The organism is Planococcus sp. VCh962, from assembly GCF_057748275.1.
Genome location: NZ_JBYLHS010000006.1, coordinates 183,867 through 201,111, shown reverse-complemented (window position 1 = coordinate 201,111; position 17,245 = coordinate 183,867). Strand labels below are relative to the sequence as shown.

Genomic DNA, 17,245 nt, shown 5'->3' with positions numbered 1-17,245 from the left:
TTTTAATAAAAAGGAGAGAAACGATGAAAGCATTAGTAATCGAAGACGTCCAAAAGGCAGTAGTCCAAGAAGTGCCGGTTCCTGTGATTGAAAAAGATGGCCTCATCATTAAAACAATGGCCAATGGAGTTTGCCGAAGCGACTGGCATGTATGGGTCGGAGATCACGGAATCGTCCAGCCTGTTATCGGCCATGAGTTTTGCGGCATTGTCGAAGAAGTGGGAAGCGATATTAAAAACTTCAAACGCGGCGACCGCGTCATCGTTCCATTTTCAGGAAGTGACGGCACCTGTCCACATTGTATAGCGGGAAACACACAGCTATGTGACTCGTTTATCGTTCCAGGCACAGCTTATCAAGGTGGTTACGGGGAATACGTAGCCGTGCCAAAAGGCGACCGCAATGCCATTTCTCTGCCAGACAATTTGAGTTTCTCTGATGCGGCTGCATTAGGCTGCCGCTTTATGACTGCTTACCACGGCGTTGTAGATCGTGTGAATGTTATGCCTGGAGAAAAAGTTGTGGTTTATGGCTGTGGCGGTATTGGCTTATCTGCCATCCATATCGCTTCTTCTATGGGAGCGTTTGTTATCGGAGTCGATATCAATGACTCCAATCTGGCTTTGGCTAAGAAATTAGGTGCTGACTTTGTCATCAACAGCAAAGACAACAATCCTGTAGAGGCAGTGCAAGAAATCACTAAAGGTGGTGCAGATGTTTCTGTGGATGCCCTTGGAATCACGGAAACTTGCGTGCCTGCCATCAATAGCTTAAAAAAAGGCGGGCGTCATCTGCAAATTGGTGTTACTTCGAAAAAAGAAGCCGGATTTATCTCCATTCCAGTCGATCATATGGTCCTTACTGAGAAATCATTTATCACGACTCTCGGGATTCCAGCATTCCGGTTCACTTCCCTTTTAGAGCAAGTCGCACTTGGGAAATTGCAGCCTGGCAAAATGGTGACGCGAGAAATTGGATTAACTGAAGTTGAAGGCATTTTTGAAGACATGTCTAACTTTGCTACGACGGGAACTTTTGTTGTAACTGATTATCATGCATAAAACAAAAAACCGGAGTACAGCTAAATTTCAGCTGCACTCCGATTGCTTATTCTTCCCAATAAATTAAGGGAATATGAGGCGATGCCTTACTCGATTGGAATTCGGTATCCTTTATCTTTTCGTGCCTGCTCATTGGATTTTGGCACTTGAAGCATCAATACCCCTTTTTCAAATGAGCCTGCAATTTGTTTTTCATCGATTTCACCAATATAGAAGCTGCGTTTGAAGGCCCCGTAAGAACGTTCTTTGCGTACAAAGCGTCCTTCTGTTTCATTGGATTCCCAGTTTTGTTCTCTATGACCGCGAATTTCCAAATAGCCGTCTTTGTACTCGACTTCAACTTCTTCTTTTGAGAATCCAGGAAGATCGACCATAAATTCATAGCCGTCTTTCTTTTCTCTTATATCAACTTGAGGGTAGGTGTTTTCCCCAAAAAACTTATTGAAGAAGTCAGATTCCAATCCGCTTCCAAAGAGGCTTGGGAATAGGTCAGTTTGTTTTCTTGGAAACAAAGTGCTCATTGTAATCTTCTCCTTTTTAAAGTATTTTTGGTAAATGCCAGCTTTTCAAAAGTCACAAGATCCTAATCACTTTTTTAGAAGCAACCGGTTTTCCTATGGCCACCCTTTTAGAACTTGGGCTTGCCATGAAATGACTTTCAATGCCCACACTTTCATCTTACCCCTTTCTTTTCATTGTGGTCTTTCTACTTAAAATTATATTCAAAACTGTTCGGCTGTCAACAGATTCACATCGTCCAAAACCCTTGATATGACTGGTTTTCCAGTCTTTCTTCTACCTTTAAACCGCTATTTTCCCAAGTGTTTTTTATTTTTTAACAGCTTGATAAATGCTTGTTGAGCACTGTTTAAAGGCTGCATAGTAAAGAGTGAAATGGACTTATTAAGCCAGGAGAGGATTAAAAGTTAGAAGAATTATTCTGTCAGAATATTATGTTGACGATTAAATGCAATGGTGTTAAAGTTTTCTACATAGTTTAATAGTAATTCGTTCTTATCATGAGAGGTGGAGGGATTGGCCCTGCGAAACCTCGGCAGCGGGCTCACAATTGAGCACTGTGCCAAATCCAACAAGCATTGGCTTGAGAGATAAGAAGAGCCGGATATTTAATGCGATGTCGCATGTCAGCCTCTTCTTATTGAAGAGGCTTTTTGCTTGCTTTCATGTTAAGGCAATTCTATTAACATTAAACCAAGTAAACCTATAGAAAAGGAAGGTGTATCAGAATGAAAAACCCGAAAAGCTTTTTATTATTATTTGTTGTAACCGTGATCGCTTTGTTATTGGCGGCATGCGGAAGCAAAGAATCCACCAGCGAAGCAACCGCTTCAACAGAAGGCAAAGAACAAAACGCATGGGAGCGCATCCAAGAATCCGGAAAAATTATAGTCGGAACAGAAGGTCTTTATTATCCAATTACATACCACGATGAAACAACGAAAGAATTGACTGGCTATGATGTGGAAGTAGCCCGTGCTTTAGGTGAAAAACTTGGGCTGGAAGTCGAGTTTAAAGAAATGGAATTTGATGGCTTGCTTCCGGCACTCCGCAATGGCCAAATCGATATAGCAGCAAACGATTTCTCTATCACAGATGAGCGCAAAGAGAAATTTGATTTCACCATCCCGATCAAACATTCTTATGGTTCTGCCATTGTGCGTGAAAGCGATAATTCAGGCATTGAATCTGTCGAAGATTTGAAAGGGAAAAAAGTAGGCGGTTCTGCGACAAGCAATTACTCGAAGTTTGCACAGGAACAAGGAGCCGAAGTAATTGTCTATACTGGCTCTGATACGGTCCTTCCGGAAATCGTCAATGGTCGTGTTGATGCCACGCTGAATGATTACCTCGTATTGATGCGTTCTCTTGAGCAATACGACAAACCTGGTTTAAAGCTTGCCGAGGGAGTTAAGTTCTCATTCAGCAGCAGCGCGATCGTATTGCCAAAAGACAGCCCGGAGCTGAAAGAAAAAATCGATGCAGCTCTTGAAGAATTGCTGGCCGATGGCACAATTAAAGATATTTCACACCAATTCCTTGGTGCTGATGTAACACAGCCTCTTGAGAAAGAATAAATATCTTGAGGAACCCCCGGGTTCCTCATCTATACATAATGAGTAAAGGAGTCTTCCGATGACCGACTTTAAATGGGAATATCTGTTCAATGTAGAAATTGCGCTCGACTCCCTCCCCTTCATTTTAGAGGGTGCCTGGCAAACCATTTTAATCGCTCTAGTCAGTATGTTTTTCGCCTTAGTTCTCGGTTTGTTTGTCGCCCTCGCTCGCATGAACCGGTTTAAACTGATTTCAGTGCCTGCCCGTCTGTTTATTTCCTTTATGCGTGGTACACCGCTGCTGGTCATTTTGTTTATCTTGTATTTCGGCTTTCCGATGGTTGGCATCGAGATGGCGCCATTGACTGCAGCCATCATTGGCATCAGCATCCATTTTTCCGCCTACACAGCTGAAATTATCCGTTCCGCCATTTCCTCTGTAGCAAAAGGACAATGGGAAGCTGCGGAAACACTTCGAATGAGCTATTGGCAGACGATGACCCGCATCATCTTGCCGCAAGCGACACGTATTGCCTTGCCGCCGTTATCCAGCACTTTTATGGATATCATCAAAGGAACTTCCCTTGCTATGGTCATCACGGTTTCAGAAATGTTTTACCGGGCAAAAGTGGTGGTTGGCCAAACCTATGAAAGCTTGACTTTGTATATTCTGGTAGCACTCATTTATTGGGCGATTTGCGCACTTGTCACCTTGCTGCAAGATTATCTGGAGAAGAAAGCCAACCGCTATGTGGCAGCTTGATTGGAGGTACCAATATGATTAAAGTGGAAAACCTAAGTAAAAAATTTAAAGATGTGGAAGTATTGAAGTCCATCTCACTTGAAATTGAAAAAGGGGAAGTCGTCAGTATTATCGGCCCTTCCGGTTCCGGCAAGACCACATTGCTGCGCTGCCTCAATTTACTGGAAACCCCTACTTCGGGATCGCTGCAAATCAACAATGTCCATGTGTCGTTCACGGGAAAGACTCCGACAAAAAAGCAAAAAATCGATATCCGCCAGTATTCCGGTATGGTGTTTCAGCACTTTCACTTATTTCCGCATAAAACGGTAATCGAAAATATCATCGAAGCACCTCTTGTCGTACAAAAAAGAAACAAGCAGGAACTTGTGCGCGAAGCGGAGGAACTGCTGCAGAAAGTCGGCTTATTGGATCATAAAAACCAGTACCCCGAACAATTGTCTGGCGGCCAAAAGCAGCGGGCAGCCATCGCACGAATCCTTGCCTTAAAACCTGATCTGCTTTTGTTCGATGAACCTACTTCCGCACTGGACCCTGAACTCGTCGGAGAAGTGCTGATGGTTATTAAAGAACTGGCAATTGAGGGGCAAACAATGGTGATTGTCACGCACGAAATGGACTTTGCCCGCGAGGTGTCAGATCGTGTGGTATTCATTGCGGATGGCCATATCGTCGAGCAAGGAAAACCCGAAGACATCTTTACCTATCCGACGGAAGAACGCACGCAGAAGTTTTTGCAAAAGGTGTTATTGCGAAGAGCATAAGAAAAAGCGAAACCGGCAACCTTTCGGGTTGCCGGTTTCGTTTTTTTAATAGTTGTCGCCTGTATTCTCTATATAAGTTTCTTCGCCGGTCTTACGGTCTTTGATGATTTTATCACTTTGCGGAACGTCTTCCCTTCCTTCGTCAGGAGCATTTTGAAAAGGGCCTTCCAAATCGACTTTCTTGCTGTCGTCTTTCCCTAAAGCTTCTTTTGCTTTCTCGGTAATTTTGTCCATTGTGGATTTATTGTTTGAAGTGTTTCCTTCTGCAGAATTCGAGTTCATAGTGAAATCCCTCCATTGTGAGTATAAATAAACCAGAGACCTCTACCCTGTCAAGGTAGCGCTCTTTCGCTTATGCCGATCTCACTCGATTTGTATCCTTATTCTTTTCTATACCCTTCTCTCCAAATAAAAAACGGCCTTGTTATTTCATTTTCTTCTATATAATAAAGCAGTTCTTAATAGAGAATTTATCATCATAGTTTCGAGTTAAAAGCAAAAAAGGCATTTCCAATCACCTCTGAGGTAACGGGAAACGCCTTTTTCTTTTTCTTTATTAAGCTGTATGGCTGGATTCGTTTTTACTTTGCTGTGATTTTGAAATGATGCCATCAACCGCCAGCATTCTGCTGCCGTTCACTGCAAGGAAAATAGCGATTGCCATGAAAGCGATGTCCAATTCATACCCTGCTCCCACACCGTCGCCTAAAAAGCCAGCAGGTAATTTCGCAGTGAAAATTGCACCAAGCATTACTAATGCCAACAATGCCGATACGATTCGTGTACCCAGTCCAATGATCAATGCGAATCCGCCTACCATTTCAATTAGAGCCACTACATATGCTAAAGATCCCGGGATGCCGATGCTGTCAAACCAGCCCGCCGTGTTGCCGATGCCTCCCTGAAATTTCACCAATCCGTGGATAAAGAAACTGATTCCCAATACTACACGCAACAATACTGTACTTGCTTCTACTTTATTTGTCATTGTAATTTCCTCCTTCAAATCTGTTTTCATTTTTTGGTCATGCCAGTGAATCCAGCAGCCATTTCTCAAAATCCTTGTAATTCTGCAGTGACACCGTATGTGGCACCGGATAATTCTTAAATGTCACATCCGCCCCCAAGCCCTCGAAATAATCCCGGCTTGCTTGTCCCCATTCAAAAGGCAAGGCTTGGTCTTGTTCTCCGTGCGAGATGAACAGCGACAGTCCATCCATTGAGCTTTGCTGGAATTCGGTTTTTACGAATTCCGGGATATAGCCGCTTAAAGCAACAATGCCTTTGATGCGATTTCCTAAAGACAAGCCAATTGCCATCGAAAGAATGGCCCCTTGGCTAAACCCAAGCAAGTAAATACGGTTTGCATCTAGCGGGTATTCCCCTTCGGCCCAGCCGATAAAATCTGTGACTTTATCAACTGCTGCCTCAAACACCGCTTGATGGGGTTTCCCCAATCGCTCAATTGTAAAAAAGGCATATCCAGGAGGACGTTCGAGCGGCCCACGAATACTGAAAATGTAGAAATGTTCTTCCAGTCCGCTGACCAGATTCAGCATATCTTTTTCATTGCTGCCCATGCCATGCATCACAAATAGTGCCGGATAAGTTTTGTCAGGATCTGCGTTGCGGGGCTTTTGCAGCTCATAAAATAAAGGCGCGTTCATTCTGCTCATCCTTTCTTGTGTGTTTTATCCTGTTAAATGAAAATAAAAATACCTTATAAGAATAAATTATTCTTATAAGAAAACTACTGTGCAGAAAAAATAGCCTCTCGGCTCTTTTTGTTTCCTAATAGGAATCTTTATTTCTTTTAAGATAACAAGCTTTTACTGGAATGTCAACTGTTTGTTTGCTAAAATAGAACTAAGTTTCATATGAAGCAACTATTGAGGTGAAAGAAATGGATATCGGGTCAAAAATCCGGAGCATAAGAAACCGGAAACAAATCACCATAGCACAGATGTGCGAAGAGACAGGCTTGTCAAAAGGCTTTGTCAGCAATATAGAAAATAACAATAGTTCCCCTTCCATCAGTACACTGCAGACCATTTCTAATTACTTGGGAGTGCCACTGCCTTATTTATTATTGGAAAAACAAGAGCATATGCGGATCGTGAGAAAAGACGAGCGAAATTACTCCACGTACAATAATTTAAAAGTGGAGCATTTATCTTCCATCGGCGGATTGCGGATGATGATCGTCGAATTTCCTCCTGGTACGTCTACAGGAGAAAGCAATGCACATGAAGGAGTAGAATCCCACTTAGTTCTTGAAGGGAAAATCCTTGCTGGACAAGGCGAAGATTCCATCATTGCCGAAGCAGGGGATTCTTTCAGCTGGAATGCCTGTGTGCCCCATTTTGTTAAAAATATCGGTGAGGGAAAAGCGGTTGTCCAAGTTTCCGTCTACTCAGATACGGAACTCACGGAAATTTATTGAATTCCGTCTTTTCCTGTATCAAGAAAAGCGTTTCTCAGCCTTCTAAAGGGCAGGGAAACGCTTTTTGTCATCTCTCGGTTCAATCCTTTAAGCTTCATTGAATTCACCGGATTACACGATTATACTTTCTTTAACAGATCCTAACTGAATGGAGGAATACCTGATGGCAGAAAAGATGATCCACAGCGATGGCATTGATTTGTTCACGGAAAGCTTTGGCAATCCTGCTGACCCTCCCCTTCTTTTGATCATGGGGGCCATGTCTTCAATGGTGTATTGGGATGAAGATTTTTGCCGTAAACTGGCGGACTGCGGCCGCTTTGTAATCCGCTATGATAATCGCGATGTCGGCCGTTCCACTTGCTATGAGCCAGGAAAATTGAATTACACCGTCTCGGATATGGCTGACGATATCCTTCGGGTCATGGATGCTTATGGTCTTGGAAAAGCACATCTTATCGGCATGTCGCTTGGGGGCATGCTGGCACAGATTGCCGCTATCAAATACCCGGAACGCATTCAAAGCATCACATTAATTTCATCGGGCATCATTGAAACCGACGAATCACGTGAATTCCCTCCGCTGGACGAACGGATTCTTGCCTATCATGCAAGTGGCGCAGAGCTGGATTGGAGCGACAAAGCTGCGGTTGCCGACTATTTGACAAAAGGTTCCCGCCTCTTGTCCGGCTCAAAGCATGCATTTGATGCTGAGCGCGCAGCAAAGCTGGTCCAACAGGAAATTTCGCGCGCCGATAATTTGCTGAGCATGTTCAATCATGCCTTGCTTGAAGCTGACGAGTCTTTCCAAGGGACTTCCAAACAAGTGACTGTCCCCGTACTTATCATTCATGGAACAGAGGATACCATACTGCCATATGAACATGCGCTTGCTTTGATGGAAGAAATTCCTCATGCCAGGCTGGTCCGCCTTGAACGAACCGGCCACGAACTCCCCGCCGGCGACTGGGACCAAATCATTGAAGCGATAGCTGAGCACACGGCTATTTGAACTTCCGCTCCAGTAACTTACTGGAGCATTTATTTTTAGCGAACGCAAAAGAATTTTTACAGGACATTTATCAACTTGCTAATATTGCTAAATAACTAATTCCTCTTTAAATAATCAGAATATTCAATGTTTTTTGTTAATTTTATGCTATAATTAATCCAATAAAGATTATTTTTTAGCAAACTTACTTTATTTAGAATACAAGCAATAATGTAAAGGAATGAATACATATAGATATTTCTGTTTCATCATCAATTACAGAAGAAAGGAGATTATTACTACTCAAAAGATAGCCGCCAGCCCAAACAGAATAACAAAGCCGCTGAAGAAAAAATGAATTTACTAAAACCGCAAGGAGATGCTCAAAATGGCGTTAGTATCCTTCAAGTTTGTATTCATTTTTTTACTGCTTGTTTTATTGATCGGCTGTGGAAACCAGCAAAAACCGCCACAAATAAAATATTCAGGCGAAGATTTTGTTTCTTCCGGATTCCTTGGACCTGACCCAAATCAGGGGGAAAACCAAGGTTCTGCTGAAGCACAGGTTTCTGGTCCTCAGGAAGTTGATTTGCCGAAAGAAGAAAGCGCAGCTCCCGGTGAAGCATTGAAATCAGATTTAATCACAGGGTCTGATGATTATACCATGTACGATTACCTCGATTTTCTACTGCGTGATGTCCATAACTTTTGGAAGGACGGCATGATACATGGCGGTTATGGAGAGCCGTATGTCCGTTTCAGTTTTCCATCGCCTGAGGAGCTCGACAAGGTTAGTTCAGCATGCGTCGAAAAACTAGACCCGATAGAAGCTTTTTATTGTCCATCAGATGATTTGATTGTCATCACTCAAGAAGCAGCCCAGAAATTATGGTTAGGTGAATTTGGAGGCAATTCCAATTCTTCAAAAGAAAATACCGCAGGCGATTTTTCTGTTGCACTGGCAGTAGCTCATGAATATGCCCATTCCTTACAGGCGGAATTGGGCTGGCTTGAACCCGTACAGCTTTCGGAAGGCGGAGAATATGAAGAATTAATAGATTCTACTGCAATAGAAAATAATGCCGACTGTCTAGCAGGGGTTTGGGCAAACTCCACTTATCACCGTGACATGTTAGAAGAAGGTGATATCGAAGAAGCGATAAGAACATTGGAAGACATTGGAGATGTTAAATTAGGAAGCTCCAAAACACATGGCACTGCAGAAGAACGTTACACGGCCTTCTTTACAGGCTATGACACTGGATCTCCAAGAAACTGTGATCATTATTTGATGGATGCTTATAATGAAAAATACGGTACTGCAAATTAGTCCGTCCTTTCTGTATCGCCACTCCTGAAGATTGATTGGAAAGTTCGCCATCTAAAACTGGCATTTGAGACAGTAAAAGCCGCATTTCTAATGGAAAGCGGCTTTTTTTGTCTTCTTTATTTTTCCATCTGTTTCATGGATTTGATTTATACGGATGGTTTCTTAAATCAATATTTTGTCTTTATAAAGGAAATTGGTAGTCTGAGGTTGCATTTATGATTAACTTCCCGATAGAAGGGAAAACACAAGTATCACGCAGAAAGGATGATCTTGATGAAAAACAAACTGGCTGCCGGTCTGCTCGGAATCTTTTTAGGTGATTTTGGAGCCCATAAATTTTATCTTGGCAAAACCAAGACCGGTCTTTTGTATCTTGCCTTCTGTTGGACAGCCATTCCTGCGATTATCGGTTTTATTGAAGGAGTTTCTTATTTACTGTCATCAGAAGAGAAGTTTCAGGCAAAGCATGGAAGAGGATATTAAGATTTCAAAATGCCCAAGGTTCTGGCAAGTTCCTTGGGCATTTTTATGTTTTATTTTTTTATGGATATGTAATTTCGGTTTTTCATTGCCACAGCTTAAGCTTCTAAAAGAGATGAACGACTTCCATTTGAATGAAACCTGCCATCTTCTGAAACGTATCAGTATTATAGAAGAAGGTTACCGAAGATCATCAAGGGAGGTTATGCCATGGGAGAATTCTTTTTAGCAGTGCTGCTTTTATTTGCCTTTAGCTGGCTGGTTAAAATATTGCTGAGAAAAACCTTTCATATTAAGAAAGAAAAAAAGGAATTCTTTTCGTATAACCATGTCAACAGCCTGCATGGCAAAATCGACTGGACATTAAGAACCGTTTCTTTGGCTGTAAACATCGCTCTTATATATTTGACCATTTATAAGGGGCTTTCGTTTGATCTATTTCTGTTTGCTTTGCTTATTCTCCTGATTCTAGAATGTTCGGTAACGGCTTTTTTCCAGTGGAGATACTCAGACAATCCGAAACAGGCCATTTTAACAATGAGCGAAATGTCCATATTTGCTAGCGCTTTAGGTGCTACGATCTGGTTTGATTTATTGTCTTTATTACCTTAAACAGCTATTCAATCTTTTTCATTAAAATTTAAAGCCTTTGAAAAACACCGATAGAAATCATGGGAACACCGATAAAAGCGGCTGAAACGTCGATAGAAATCATCGAAACACCGATAGAAAACGCTAAAACACCGATAGAAACCTATTAAAATGACGATAAGGGCCCCAACCATCTAAAAATCCTCTTGCTTAAAGGGCAAGAGGATTGATATTTCACCAGTGACCAAGTACAGGCTGATGCCAATGCTTTTCTTCTAATTCATAAGCTGTTTCACCAGCACACTTTTCATTTTTACAGCTTCAGCAAGTGAAAATTCGGCATGGTTACTTCAGTCCCTCAGTTCGAATGTCCATCTACTCCAACAATTCCACATAGCCTTCAGAACCATTGATGCGGATTTTCTGTCCATCTTTAATGGTTCGGGTAGCATGTTCCACTCCGACAACCGCCGGTAAGCCGTATTCCCTTGCAATCACAGCGCCATGGGTCATCAGTCCGCCGACTTCTGTCACCAAGCCAGCCAATGAAACAAACAAAGGCGTCCAGCTCGGATCGGTGAAAGCCGTGATGAGAATGTCCCCTGCTTCAATATGGGCATCCTCCATTTTCATCACCACTCTTGCCCTTCCTTCGACCACTCCTGCTGAAACAGGCACCCCTGCCAAAGCGCCCGCCGGCAGCTTGTCGGAATGATAACTGCCAAAAATCTGCTCGCCTTCTGATGTCATAAGACGCGGAGGAGTCAGTTTCTCATAATACCGGTAAGCCGCTTTTCTATCTTCAATTACTTGGCGATCGACAGTTTTGCCGGTCACCGCCTCCCGGAATTCTTCAAACGATAAATAATAGACATCCTCAGCTCGTTCGATAACGCCCTTTTCTTGTAAGGAGACCGCTTCCTTCATCAAGGCTTTCTTATAGAAGTAATAGCGTTTGATAAAGGCAAATTTTGGATATTCACGGTATCCGATAAAATTATGGAGCACGCTGATCATTTTCTTTGTTTTTTTGGCTTTTTTCCTGCCTCTTGGCAATTGCTCCAAGCGGCTTAGAATTTCTTGGCTTTTTTGCTCGGCTTTCCGTTTCCCTTCTTCCATTTTTGCCTTTCGCGCATTCGGGCCAAAATTTTTGATATTGCCTAAAATCACAGGGACCAAAATAGTCGGGTCTTCACTCCAACGGGTTTTGGAGATATCGATTTCTCCGGAACAGCGCATGCCGTATTTTTCGAGATAATCCTGCAGTGCAATGCTGACCGCTGGACCTCCCTCCAATTTTTCAAGGTCTTCAAAAAATGCAGTTTTGCTGGGCTTTTCAAAATAAGCCAACACTTCCGGGTAATTCCGCGCTATATCCGACACATCCAATAACTCAAGTCCCATATTCGAAGTGACATTATTCGTGACTGACTGGCTAAGAATGTCCGCCACATCCTTTTCTCCCAGCCATTTTTCCAAGTTTTTATTGAGCCAAAAAGCTGCATACACTCCGACCATAATTGCGGCCATACTTTGCGGATTGGCAATGGCTCTCCTTAATTCATTTTGTTCTTCTTCAATTAATTCAAACAGTTCATCACCGGAAACCGTTTGGATCCGCCACTCCAATTCCCTGATGAATGCTTCGCTGAGATTAATCAATTGCCCAGGCAGCCTGCGGTCATTGTTCCGATAAATTTTAATGATCTCTCGAAAGAATTCCAAAGAAAATTGTTCAGATCCTAATTTGAACATCCGCTGTCCTTTTGGCAGCGCTTGTTTTCGCTCAAGAAATTTCTCGAGTGCATCATACAATAATGGATCGTTTGACTTCATCGTTATCAAGAAGATTTGCCGGCCGCTCCATGCAGCTAAATCAGCTGACAAATCAAGAAACAACCGGCCGCCCGCCGGAATCAATTCAACATCCGAAATGAATCTAAAAAATGACATGCCGAGTGGATTGATCGGCTCGGTCATCATTTGCTGATGGCCAAATGACAGGTAAAGACGATATTGTTCGTCATGTTTTTCCGGCAGCGGATACAAGGTCGTAATAGGACGGCTTTGTACAATAAAAATATCTCCGTCCGCCAAACACCATTCTAAATCCTGCGGATTGCCGAAATGCGCTTCTATTTGGCGGCCGATCTTTTCCAGCGCCAAAATCTGAGCATCTGTCAGCGCTTGTTGCCCTTGCCGCTCCATTGCCACTTTCCGCGGCTCTGTCCCGCCGTCCGTCAGCGGATAAACAGCGATTTTCTTTGCCGAAACTGTCCGGTCAATGATTTTCGCTTCCCGCACTTTATAATTATCCGCTGTCACAATCCCGGAAACCAGCGCCTCGCCGAGTCCAAAACTTGCATCAATCGACACGATTTTGCGGTTTGAAGTAACCGGATCAGCGGTGAACATGATTCCCGAAGCTTGCGGGAAAACCATTTGCTGAATAACGACCGATAAATAAACTTTTCGGTGATCAAAACCGTTTTGGATGCGATACATCACTGCGCGTTCTGTATACAGTGAAGCCCAGCATTTAATGATATACCTTATGAGTGCCTGCTTTCCCCGGATATTCAAAAAGGAATCCTGCTGGCCAGCGAATGACGCCGTCGGCAAATCTTCAGCCGTCGCGCTTGAGCGGACCGCATAAGCGATTTCTTCTCCCAACCGCTGAAAAGAAGAAACGATTTCCAGTTCTATTTCAGGCGGCATTTTTGACTGTTCCATGGTGTCGCGCAACTCTGCACTTAGTTTCTTGATTTCTTCCTGATCCGCTGCAGTTAAACCGGTTAACTGTTCAAGCAAGGAAAGCGCCTTTGCGTTTCCATTCAGTACCTGCCTAAATGCATCCGTAGTGACACAAAATCCAGCTGGCACCTGGATGCCCGCTGCTTTTGCCAACTCCCCAAGATTTAAGCCTTTTCCTCCGACAAGCAGCAAATCCTCTTTTCCGATCTCTTGAAAATCCTTCACATACTTTTGCAAAATGCTCCCCCCTTTGCAAATTGCCGTGATTTTGTTGCTTATTGAATTCGCTATCAAAACCCCAATCCCTCTAAGCAATCGGGATTTAGACGATGTTGAATAAAATAAAACATCGCCTCCATGCGTGCTGCTTAAATGGAGGCGGTGCTGTATATTTTTCTGGTTCGTTAACTGTCTTTGTCATTCGTCTCCTCTGGTGGATAGCTCACTATGCCGTCATCTTTCAATTCTGGCGGTGCTCCCCACATCCCCAATTCGTGCTCGACCAGTTCCACGGCTCCGTCTTTCCCGTCAATGATGTGCTGGACCTGGTGGCCGTTTGCTACGAGCCAATTTGAAATCAACAGCCGGTGGCAGCGGGAAGGATGGCGTTCGGAGCAGCAGTATGCCGTTTTCTTTTGAGACGCTTTTTGCAGAAGTTCCTCTATCCCCTGCTGAAATTCTTCCGATAAAGTGTAATCTGCGTAATTTTGAAAAGAGCGGTTGCGCCAGCCGGCATTCATCTTGTCATCCACTTCTTTTGACTTTCGGCGCCTGCCGCCGAGTTTTGGAAAATGCTCATATGTAATCCCTTCAGCTTCGAGCCAGGCAGGAAAGACATCTTTCGAGAACTGCGGCCACTTCCGGCTGCCCGGAAATGCCCGGACATCCGCCAATAATTCAATGCCGGTTTCCTTCAACATCTTCTCGAAAAACTCTTTTGAATGGCTGGAATGCCCAATCGTATAAATCATCATAGCCTTTTCCCTCCTTGCTACTCTATTCCTGTAGGAGGCGCTGCTTAAACAGACTCTCATCAGTGCGTTCTTTGGAAATAAATCGATAGGAATCTTCAAAACACCGATAAAACTGGTGAAAACATCGATAGAAACCGGCGTAACACTGACAGAAACTCATATAACGTCGATTAAAGCCATTTGAAACACTGATAGGAAACAAATATCCCATTGCCTCAAGGCAATGGGACTGGAATAGCATGAACGGCTCAATCATTAGCCAAATAAAGCAGTCTCACTCTTTGCCGTCTTTCATTAACTCGTAAATCTTTCGGACCGTATTGACATTCCGGACAGTCATATGTTTATAGAGGTCGGAACCTGCCACTTTCATCATGCCGCTTTTGGTTACCATTTGCCTGTTGACTGCCCATAAAATTGCACCGGGAACGTAACTAATATGATCGATTCCGGGCTTGGCCACTAATTGGCCAAGCACGCTTTCGTCATTGATTTCCTCCCATAAAAACAGCACATCGCTTTTCATCTGATCATCATTTGTCCAGGTTGCCGGAACAGCCAAGACAATCTTTTCATAGTCATCAAAATTATAGACCAGCACACGGATCTGCAAATTGAAGTTTTCGTAAATGGCTTGCTCCAAAGTCGCTGATAACGAGGTGCTTGAAAGCTCATCACTGCTGAATATGATATTACCGGAATTGATGTAAGTTTTAACGGACTCCATCCCCACTTGCTCAAATACTGCTTTGAGCGACTTCATATCCAGTTTGTTCTTTCCACCAACATTGATGCCCCGAAGAAGCGCCACATACCGCATAATAATTCCCCCTGTCATTCATCGGATAAATCGCAATCATATTAAAATCTACTTTATCCATTATCTGTGAAATGGCAAGTGTTTGATGGAGAAACATTGAGATAAGATTCAACAAGCATTAGCGCGGCTGCAGAATTTTTTGGAGACCTTCGCGGACAGCGAAGGGCTTTTCCATATGGGTTTTTGTTTATTTAAAATAAAAACCTTTAAAACACTGATAGAAAACTCTGAAACATCGATTAGAATTCAAAAAACGCCGATAGAAAACTCCCAGAACATCGATAGAAAATCGACGGCTGCAGTTGTTGGCCAGAAATCATCAGTGGATTATTTTGCACACTTTTTGATTCGAACAAGTGTGGCCTAAGAGCTGGTTGTTTTAATTTTCTGGATGGAAGGAATATATAAGATGGCACCTGTGTGATAATTAAAGCAGGGCAAATCCTTTTTGAAAGTTTGCCTTTTTTATAGAAACAGTTAAGGAGGCTATTTCTTTTGTACTTAGAACCCATTCCCGACCACCTGCACGAAAACTTAAAAATTCTTTTTGTCGGTTTCAACCCAAGTATCCGATCTTCTGAAACCGGCTTTCATTATGCCAACCCCAATAATCGGTTCTGGAAAATTCTTTACGAAGCTGGCTTGACCCCAAGAAAGTTTGCCCCTGAAGAAAATAGCCAACTGCTTTCTCTCGGATATGGGCTGACGAACATCGTCGCCCGCCCGACAAAAGAAGCGGCGGAGATTTCCAAAGCCGAATATTCGGAAGGTGCTGCATTGCTGCAAGAGAAAATTAGAAGGTATAAGCCAAAAGCGGTCTGCTTTGTCGGCAAAGGCGTCTACCAGGAATACAGCAAAAAACGGTCTATTCCGTGGGGTGTCCAGCAAGAACCGGTGATTCCAGGAATAGTGGAATACGTCGCTCCTTCTTCGAGTGGTCTGGTTCGGATGAAGCTGGAGGATATTGTCGAGATTTATAAAGGGCTGAAAGAATATACTTGAACAGACTTAACAAAAGCGCCATCTTCCATTTTGAAGATGGCGCTTTTATTTTCATATCGGAAATCCTGCATCTTCCATGATCACTTCAAAAGCCGCAGGCATCACTGCTCGTTCAAGCTCATTCACCAGCCGTTCCAGCTCTTTCGAAAACACCTCATATTCCTCTCTTGCGAGGACCAGCTTCAGCAAAGCCACCATGGAAGACAGCGTTCCTTTGCTGAGGCTTCCTTTCGGCATCGCCATCAATTCTTCAACCCGGCCAAGCTCCACTGGATGAGCTAAGCTGAAGCGGTACAACACTTCTTCATGCGCGGATTTATTGCGGTAAGGAAAAGCGACCAGAAGGATGGCATCGATTTCACATGCTTTCAAGCGGATCGGGCTGTATTCATCGCTGTATTCTTCCGCAAAATCCCGGGCAATCCGTTCCCGCAGCTCTTCATCGATTACCGTATAAAAATTGGTGATCTGGCCCAGCGACAAGAAATTGACGAGCACCCATAGCGGCACGTTCCGGTGCTTATCAAAAAATTCCCGGATGGCGGGATATCTTACCCGGTCCCGCTTTTTGTGACTTTTGATGAGATTCGCGAGCGTCGAGATGATGCGGTCCCGTTCGTGGTGATGCCGGCTGTCCGGGCTGTAGTGGTCCGGCTCGAGAAAACTGTCGGTCTCCTTGAACTTTTCAGAGAAGCGGTATGCGATTTTTGATTTGATGTTTTTCTCGAACTTCAGGAGCTCATTCAGCATCAGCATCCGCAGCTCGCGGTCAAAGCGGTACAGCGCGTAGACATGGCTGAACTCCGTACCTTCTATGTATTGTTCCACTTGATACGGATTCAAGCGTTCATCCTGTTCAAGAAATGGCTCTTTATAGCCATCGATGAGCGCGTAGTAATTTTCGCGCGACAAGATCCGTTTAGCGGCCGCTTTATCTGGTACGCGCAGCCCCCTCTCTTGAAGGATCTTAATCTGTTCATCATGTGAGGCAAAGACTTTCATCATTCTCATCCTTTAGTTTTCTTTCCTTTAACTCTAAGCTAGTAGTTTGTATAAATAAACAATTAAATGAAGGAAGTTAAAATTATCGTTATAAACCCTATCTCATGTAGTCAGCCATTCATTATTTTCTGTCTCATCTTTTTCTTTTCCCATAAAATCTTCTTATTTAAATTCGAACGAATTCCCACAATAAAT

Annotated in this window: 18 protein-coding genes and 1 riboswitch; of the genes, 10 read left to right on the top strand and 8 right to left on the bottom strand. The window is 43.4% G+C overall.

All coding sequences use genetic code 11. The annotated features are described in order from the left end of the window. The first annotated feature begins 23 nt into the window (after window positions 1–23). Window positions 24–1,061: a zinc-binding dehydrogenase gene (locus AC3AQ9_RS15830; protein ID WP_488308458.1), complete on the top strand. Its 1,038-nt coding sequence runs from the start codon at window positions 24–26 to the stop codon at window positions 1,059–1,061. Between the two features lie 86 nt (window positions 1,062–1,147). Here AC3AQ9_RS15830 and AC3AQ9_RS15825 read toward each other — a convergent pair whose 3' ends face one another. Beyond that, on the bottom strand, window positions 1,148–1,582 hold the full coding sequence (locus tag AC3AQ9_RS15825; RefSeq protein ID WP_488308457.1) for an Hsp20/alpha crystallin family protein: 435 nt from the start codon (window positions 1,580–1,582) through the stop codon (window positions 1,148–1,150). A 490-nt stretch (window positions 1,583–2,072) separates the two neighbouring features. Beyond that, window positions 2,073–2,177, top strand: a riboswitch (SAM riboswitch). Window positions 2,178–2,308: 131 nt separating this feature from the next. On the opposite strand from AC3AQ9_RS15825, the gene AC3AQ9_RS15820 reads away from it, so the two are divergent. Genes AC3AQ9_RS15820 through AC3AQ9_RS15810 form a run of 3 tightly spaced genes read left to right on the top strand, consistent with a single transcriptional unit; the run spans window position 2,309 to window position 4,663 of the window. Next, entirely contained in the window at window positions 2,309–3,157 is an 849-nt protein-coding gene (locus AC3AQ9_RS15820) for a transporter substrate-binding domain-containing protein (RefSeq protein WP_488308456.1), read from the top strand. A 58-nt stretch (window positions 3,158–3,215) separates the two neighbouring features. Then, a complete protein-coding gene (locus AC3AQ9_RS15815) occupies window positions 3,216–3,899 on the top strand; it encodes an amino acid ABC transporter permease (RefSeq protein ID WP_488308455.1) in 684 nt (227 codons plus the stop codon). Between the two features lie 14 nt (window positions 3,900–3,913). Then, window positions 3,914–4,663, top strand: coding sequence for an amino acid ABC transporter ATP-binding protein (locus tag AC3AQ9_RS15810; protein ID WP_488308454.1), 750 nt, complete (start codon window positions 3,914–3,916; stop codon window positions 4,661–4,663). A 45-nt stretch (window positions 4,664–4,708) separates the two neighbouring features. Here the strand turns inward: AC3AQ9_RS15810 and AC3AQ9_RS15805 are convergent, their stop codons facing one another. The 3 genes from AC3AQ9_RS15805 to AC3AQ9_RS15795 form a co-directional block, all read right to left on the bottom strand. Next, complete coding sequence (locus AC3AQ9_RS15805) at window positions 4,709–4,945, bottom strand: hypothetical protein (protein WP_488308453.1); 237 nt, start codon at window positions 4,943–4,945, stop codon at window positions 4,709–4,711. A 274-nt stretch (window positions 4,946–5,219) separates the two neighbouring features. Continuing rightward, complete coding sequence (locus AC3AQ9_RS15800; RefSeq protein WP_488308452.1) at window positions 5,220–5,651, bottom strand: DoxX family protein; 432 nt, start codon at window positions 5,649–5,651, stop codon at window positions 5,220–5,222. 37 nt (window positions 5,652–5,688) lie between these two features. Next, window positions 5,689–6,330: an alpha/beta hydrolase gene (locus AC3AQ9_RS15795; protein WP_488308451.1), complete on the bottom strand. Its 642-nt coding sequence runs from the start codon at window positions 6,328–6,330 to the stop codon at window positions 5,689–5,691. 236 nt (window positions 6,331–6,566) lie between these two features. On the opposite strand from AC3AQ9_RS15795, the gene AC3AQ9_RS15790 reads away from it, so the two are divergent. The 5 genes from AC3AQ9_RS15790 to AC3AQ9_RS15770 all read left to right on the top strand — a co-directional run bounded on the left by AC3AQ9_RS15790 (window position 6,567) and on the right by AC3AQ9_RS15770 (window position 10,519). Next, a complete protein-coding gene (locus AC3AQ9_RS15790; protein WP_488308450.1) occupies window positions 6,567–7,106 on the top strand; it encodes a helix-turn-helix domain-containing protein in 540 nt (179 codons plus the stop codon). Between the two features lie 163 nt (window positions 7,107–7,269). Continuing rightward, window positions 7,270–8,118: an alpha/beta fold macrolide esterase gene (mle, locus tag AC3AQ9_RS15785; protein ID WP_488308449.1), complete on the top strand. Its 849-nt coding sequence runs from the start codon at window positions 7,270–7,272 to the stop codon at window positions 8,116–8,118. Window positions 8,119–8,485: 367 nt separating this feature from the next. Next, a complete protein-coding gene (locus AC3AQ9_RS15780; RefSeq protein WP_488308448.1) occupies window positions 8,486–9,427 on the top strand; it encodes a neutral zinc metallopeptidase in 942 nt (313 codons plus the stop codon). Between the two features lie 273 nt (window positions 9,428–9,700). Beyond that, window positions 9,701–9,910 (top strand): TM2 domain-containing protein, encoded by a 210-nt coding sequence (locus AC3AQ9_RS15775; RefSeq protein ID WP_488308447.1) that lies wholly within the window; start codon window positions 9,701–9,703, stop codon window positions 9,908–9,910. A gap of 207 nt (window positions 9,911–10,117) precedes the next feature. After that, entirely contained in the window at window positions 10,118–10,519 is a 402-nt protein-coding gene (locus tag AC3AQ9_RS15770; RefSeq protein WP_488308446.1) for a DUF4181 domain-containing protein, read from the top strand. Between the two features lie 354 nt (window positions 10,520–10,873). Here the strand turns inward: AC3AQ9_RS15770 and ppsA are convergent, their stop codons facing one another. From ppsA to AC3AQ9_RS15755, 3 genes are all read right to left on the bottom strand, one after another. Further along, the gene (gene ppsA, locus AC3AQ9_RS15765; protein ID WP_488308445.1) at window positions 10,874–13,489 is read right to left on the bottom strand and encodes a phosphoenolpyruvate synthase; all 2,616 of its coding nucleotides are present in this window, start codon (window positions 13,487–13,489) and stop codon (window positions 10,874–10,876) included. Between the two features lie 167 nt (window positions 13,490–13,656). Beyond that, window positions 13,657–14,226: a DUF488 domain-containing protein gene (locus AC3AQ9_RS15760; protein ID WP_488308444.1), complete on the bottom strand. Its 570-nt coding sequence runs from the start codon at window positions 14,224–14,226 to the stop codon at window positions 13,657–13,659. Window positions 14,227–14,500: 274 nt separating this feature from the next. Beyond that, window positions 14,501–15,046 (bottom strand): DUF1697 domain-containing protein, encoded by a 546-nt coding sequence (locus tag AC3AQ9_RS15755; protein ID WP_488308443.1) that lies wholly within the window; start codon window positions 15,044–15,046, stop codon window positions 14,501–14,503. A gap of 495 nt (window positions 15,047–15,541) precedes the next feature. On the opposite strand from AC3AQ9_RS15755, the gene mug reads away from it, so the two are divergent. Then, entirely contained in the window at window positions 15,542–16,048 is a 507-nt protein-coding gene (gene mug / locus AC3AQ9_RS15750) for a G/U mismatch-specific DNA glycosylase (protein WP_488308442.1), read from the top strand. A gap of 51 nt (window positions 16,049–16,099) precedes the next feature. Here mug and AC3AQ9_RS15745 read toward each other — a convergent pair whose 3' ends face one another. Then, window positions 16,100–17,050 carry an Abi family protein gene (locus AC3AQ9_RS15745; RefSeq protein WP_488308441.1) on the bottom strand — a complete coding sequence of 317 codons (951 nt, stop codon included), beginning with the start codon at window positions 17,048–17,050 and terminating at the stop codon, window positions 16,100–16,102. Between the last annotated feature and the right edge of the window lie 195 nt (window positions 17,051–17,245).

Excerpts from the sequence above, each read along its gene's own strand:
- AC3AQ9_RS15830 (WP_488308458.1), top strand. The coding sequence starts at position 24 with ATGAAAGCATTAGTAATCGAAGACGTCCAAAAGGCAGTAGTCCAAGAA.
- AC3AQ9_RS15825 (WP_488308457.1), bottom strand. The coding sequence starts at position 1,582 with ATGAGCACTTTGTTTCCAAGAAAACAAACTGACCTATTCCCAAGCCTC.
- AC3AQ9_RS15820 (WP_488308456.1), top strand. The coding sequence starts at position 2,309 with ATGAAAAACCCGAAAAGCTTTTTATTATTATTTGTTGTAACCGTGATC.
- AC3AQ9_RS15815 (WP_488308455.1), top strand. The coding sequence starts at position 3,216 with ATGACCGACTTTAAATGGGAATATCTGTTCAATGTAGAAATTGCGCTC.
- AC3AQ9_RS15810 (WP_488308454.1), top strand. The coding sequence starts at position 3,914 with ATGATTAAAGTGGAAAACCTAAGTAAAAAATTTAAAGATGTGGAAGTA.
- AC3AQ9_RS15805 (WP_488308453.1), bottom strand. The coding sequence starts at position 4,945 with ATGAACTCGAATTCTGCAGAAGGAAACACTTCAAACAATAAATCCACA.
- AC3AQ9_RS15800 (WP_488308452.1), bottom strand. The coding sequence starts at position 5,651 with ATGACAAATAAAGTAGAAGCAAGTACAGTATTGTTGCGTGTAGTATTG.
- AC3AQ9_RS15795 (WP_488308451.1), bottom strand. The coding sequence starts at position 6,330 with ATGAACGCGCCTTTATTTTATGAGCTGCAAAAGCCCCGCAACGCAGAT.
- AC3AQ9_RS15790 (WP_488308450.1), top strand. The coding sequence starts at position 6,567 with ATGGATATCGGGTCAAAAATCCGGAGCATAAGAAACCGGAAACAAATC.
- mle (WP_488308449.1), top strand. The coding sequence starts at position 7,270 with ATGGCAGAAAAGATGATCCACAGCGATGGCATTGATTTGTTCACGGAA.
- AC3AQ9_RS15780 (WP_488308448.1), top strand. The coding sequence starts at position 8,486 with ATGGCGTTAGTATCCTTCAAGTTTGTATTCATTTTTTTACTGCTTGTT.
- AC3AQ9_RS15775 (WP_488308447.1), top strand. The coding sequence starts at position 9,701 with ATGAAAAACAAACTGGCTGCCGGTCTGCTCGGAATCTTTTTAGGTGAT.
- AC3AQ9_RS15770 (WP_488308446.1), top strand. The coding sequence starts at position 10,118 with ATGGGAGAATTCTTTTTAGCAGTGCTGCTTTTATTTGCCTTTAGCTGG.
- AC3AQ9_RS15760 (WP_488308444.1), bottom strand. The coding sequence starts at position 14,226 with ATGATGATTTATACGATTGGGCATTCCAGCCATTCAAAAGAGTTTTTC.
- AC3AQ9_RS15755 (WP_488308443.1), bottom strand. The coding sequence starts at position 15,046 with ATGCGGTATGTGGCGCTTCTTCGGGGCATCAATGTTGGTGGAAAGAAC.
- AC3AQ9_RS15745 (WP_488308441.1), bottom strand. The coding sequence starts at position 17,050 with ATGAAAGTCTTTGCCTCACATGATGAACAGATTAAGATCCTTCAAGAG.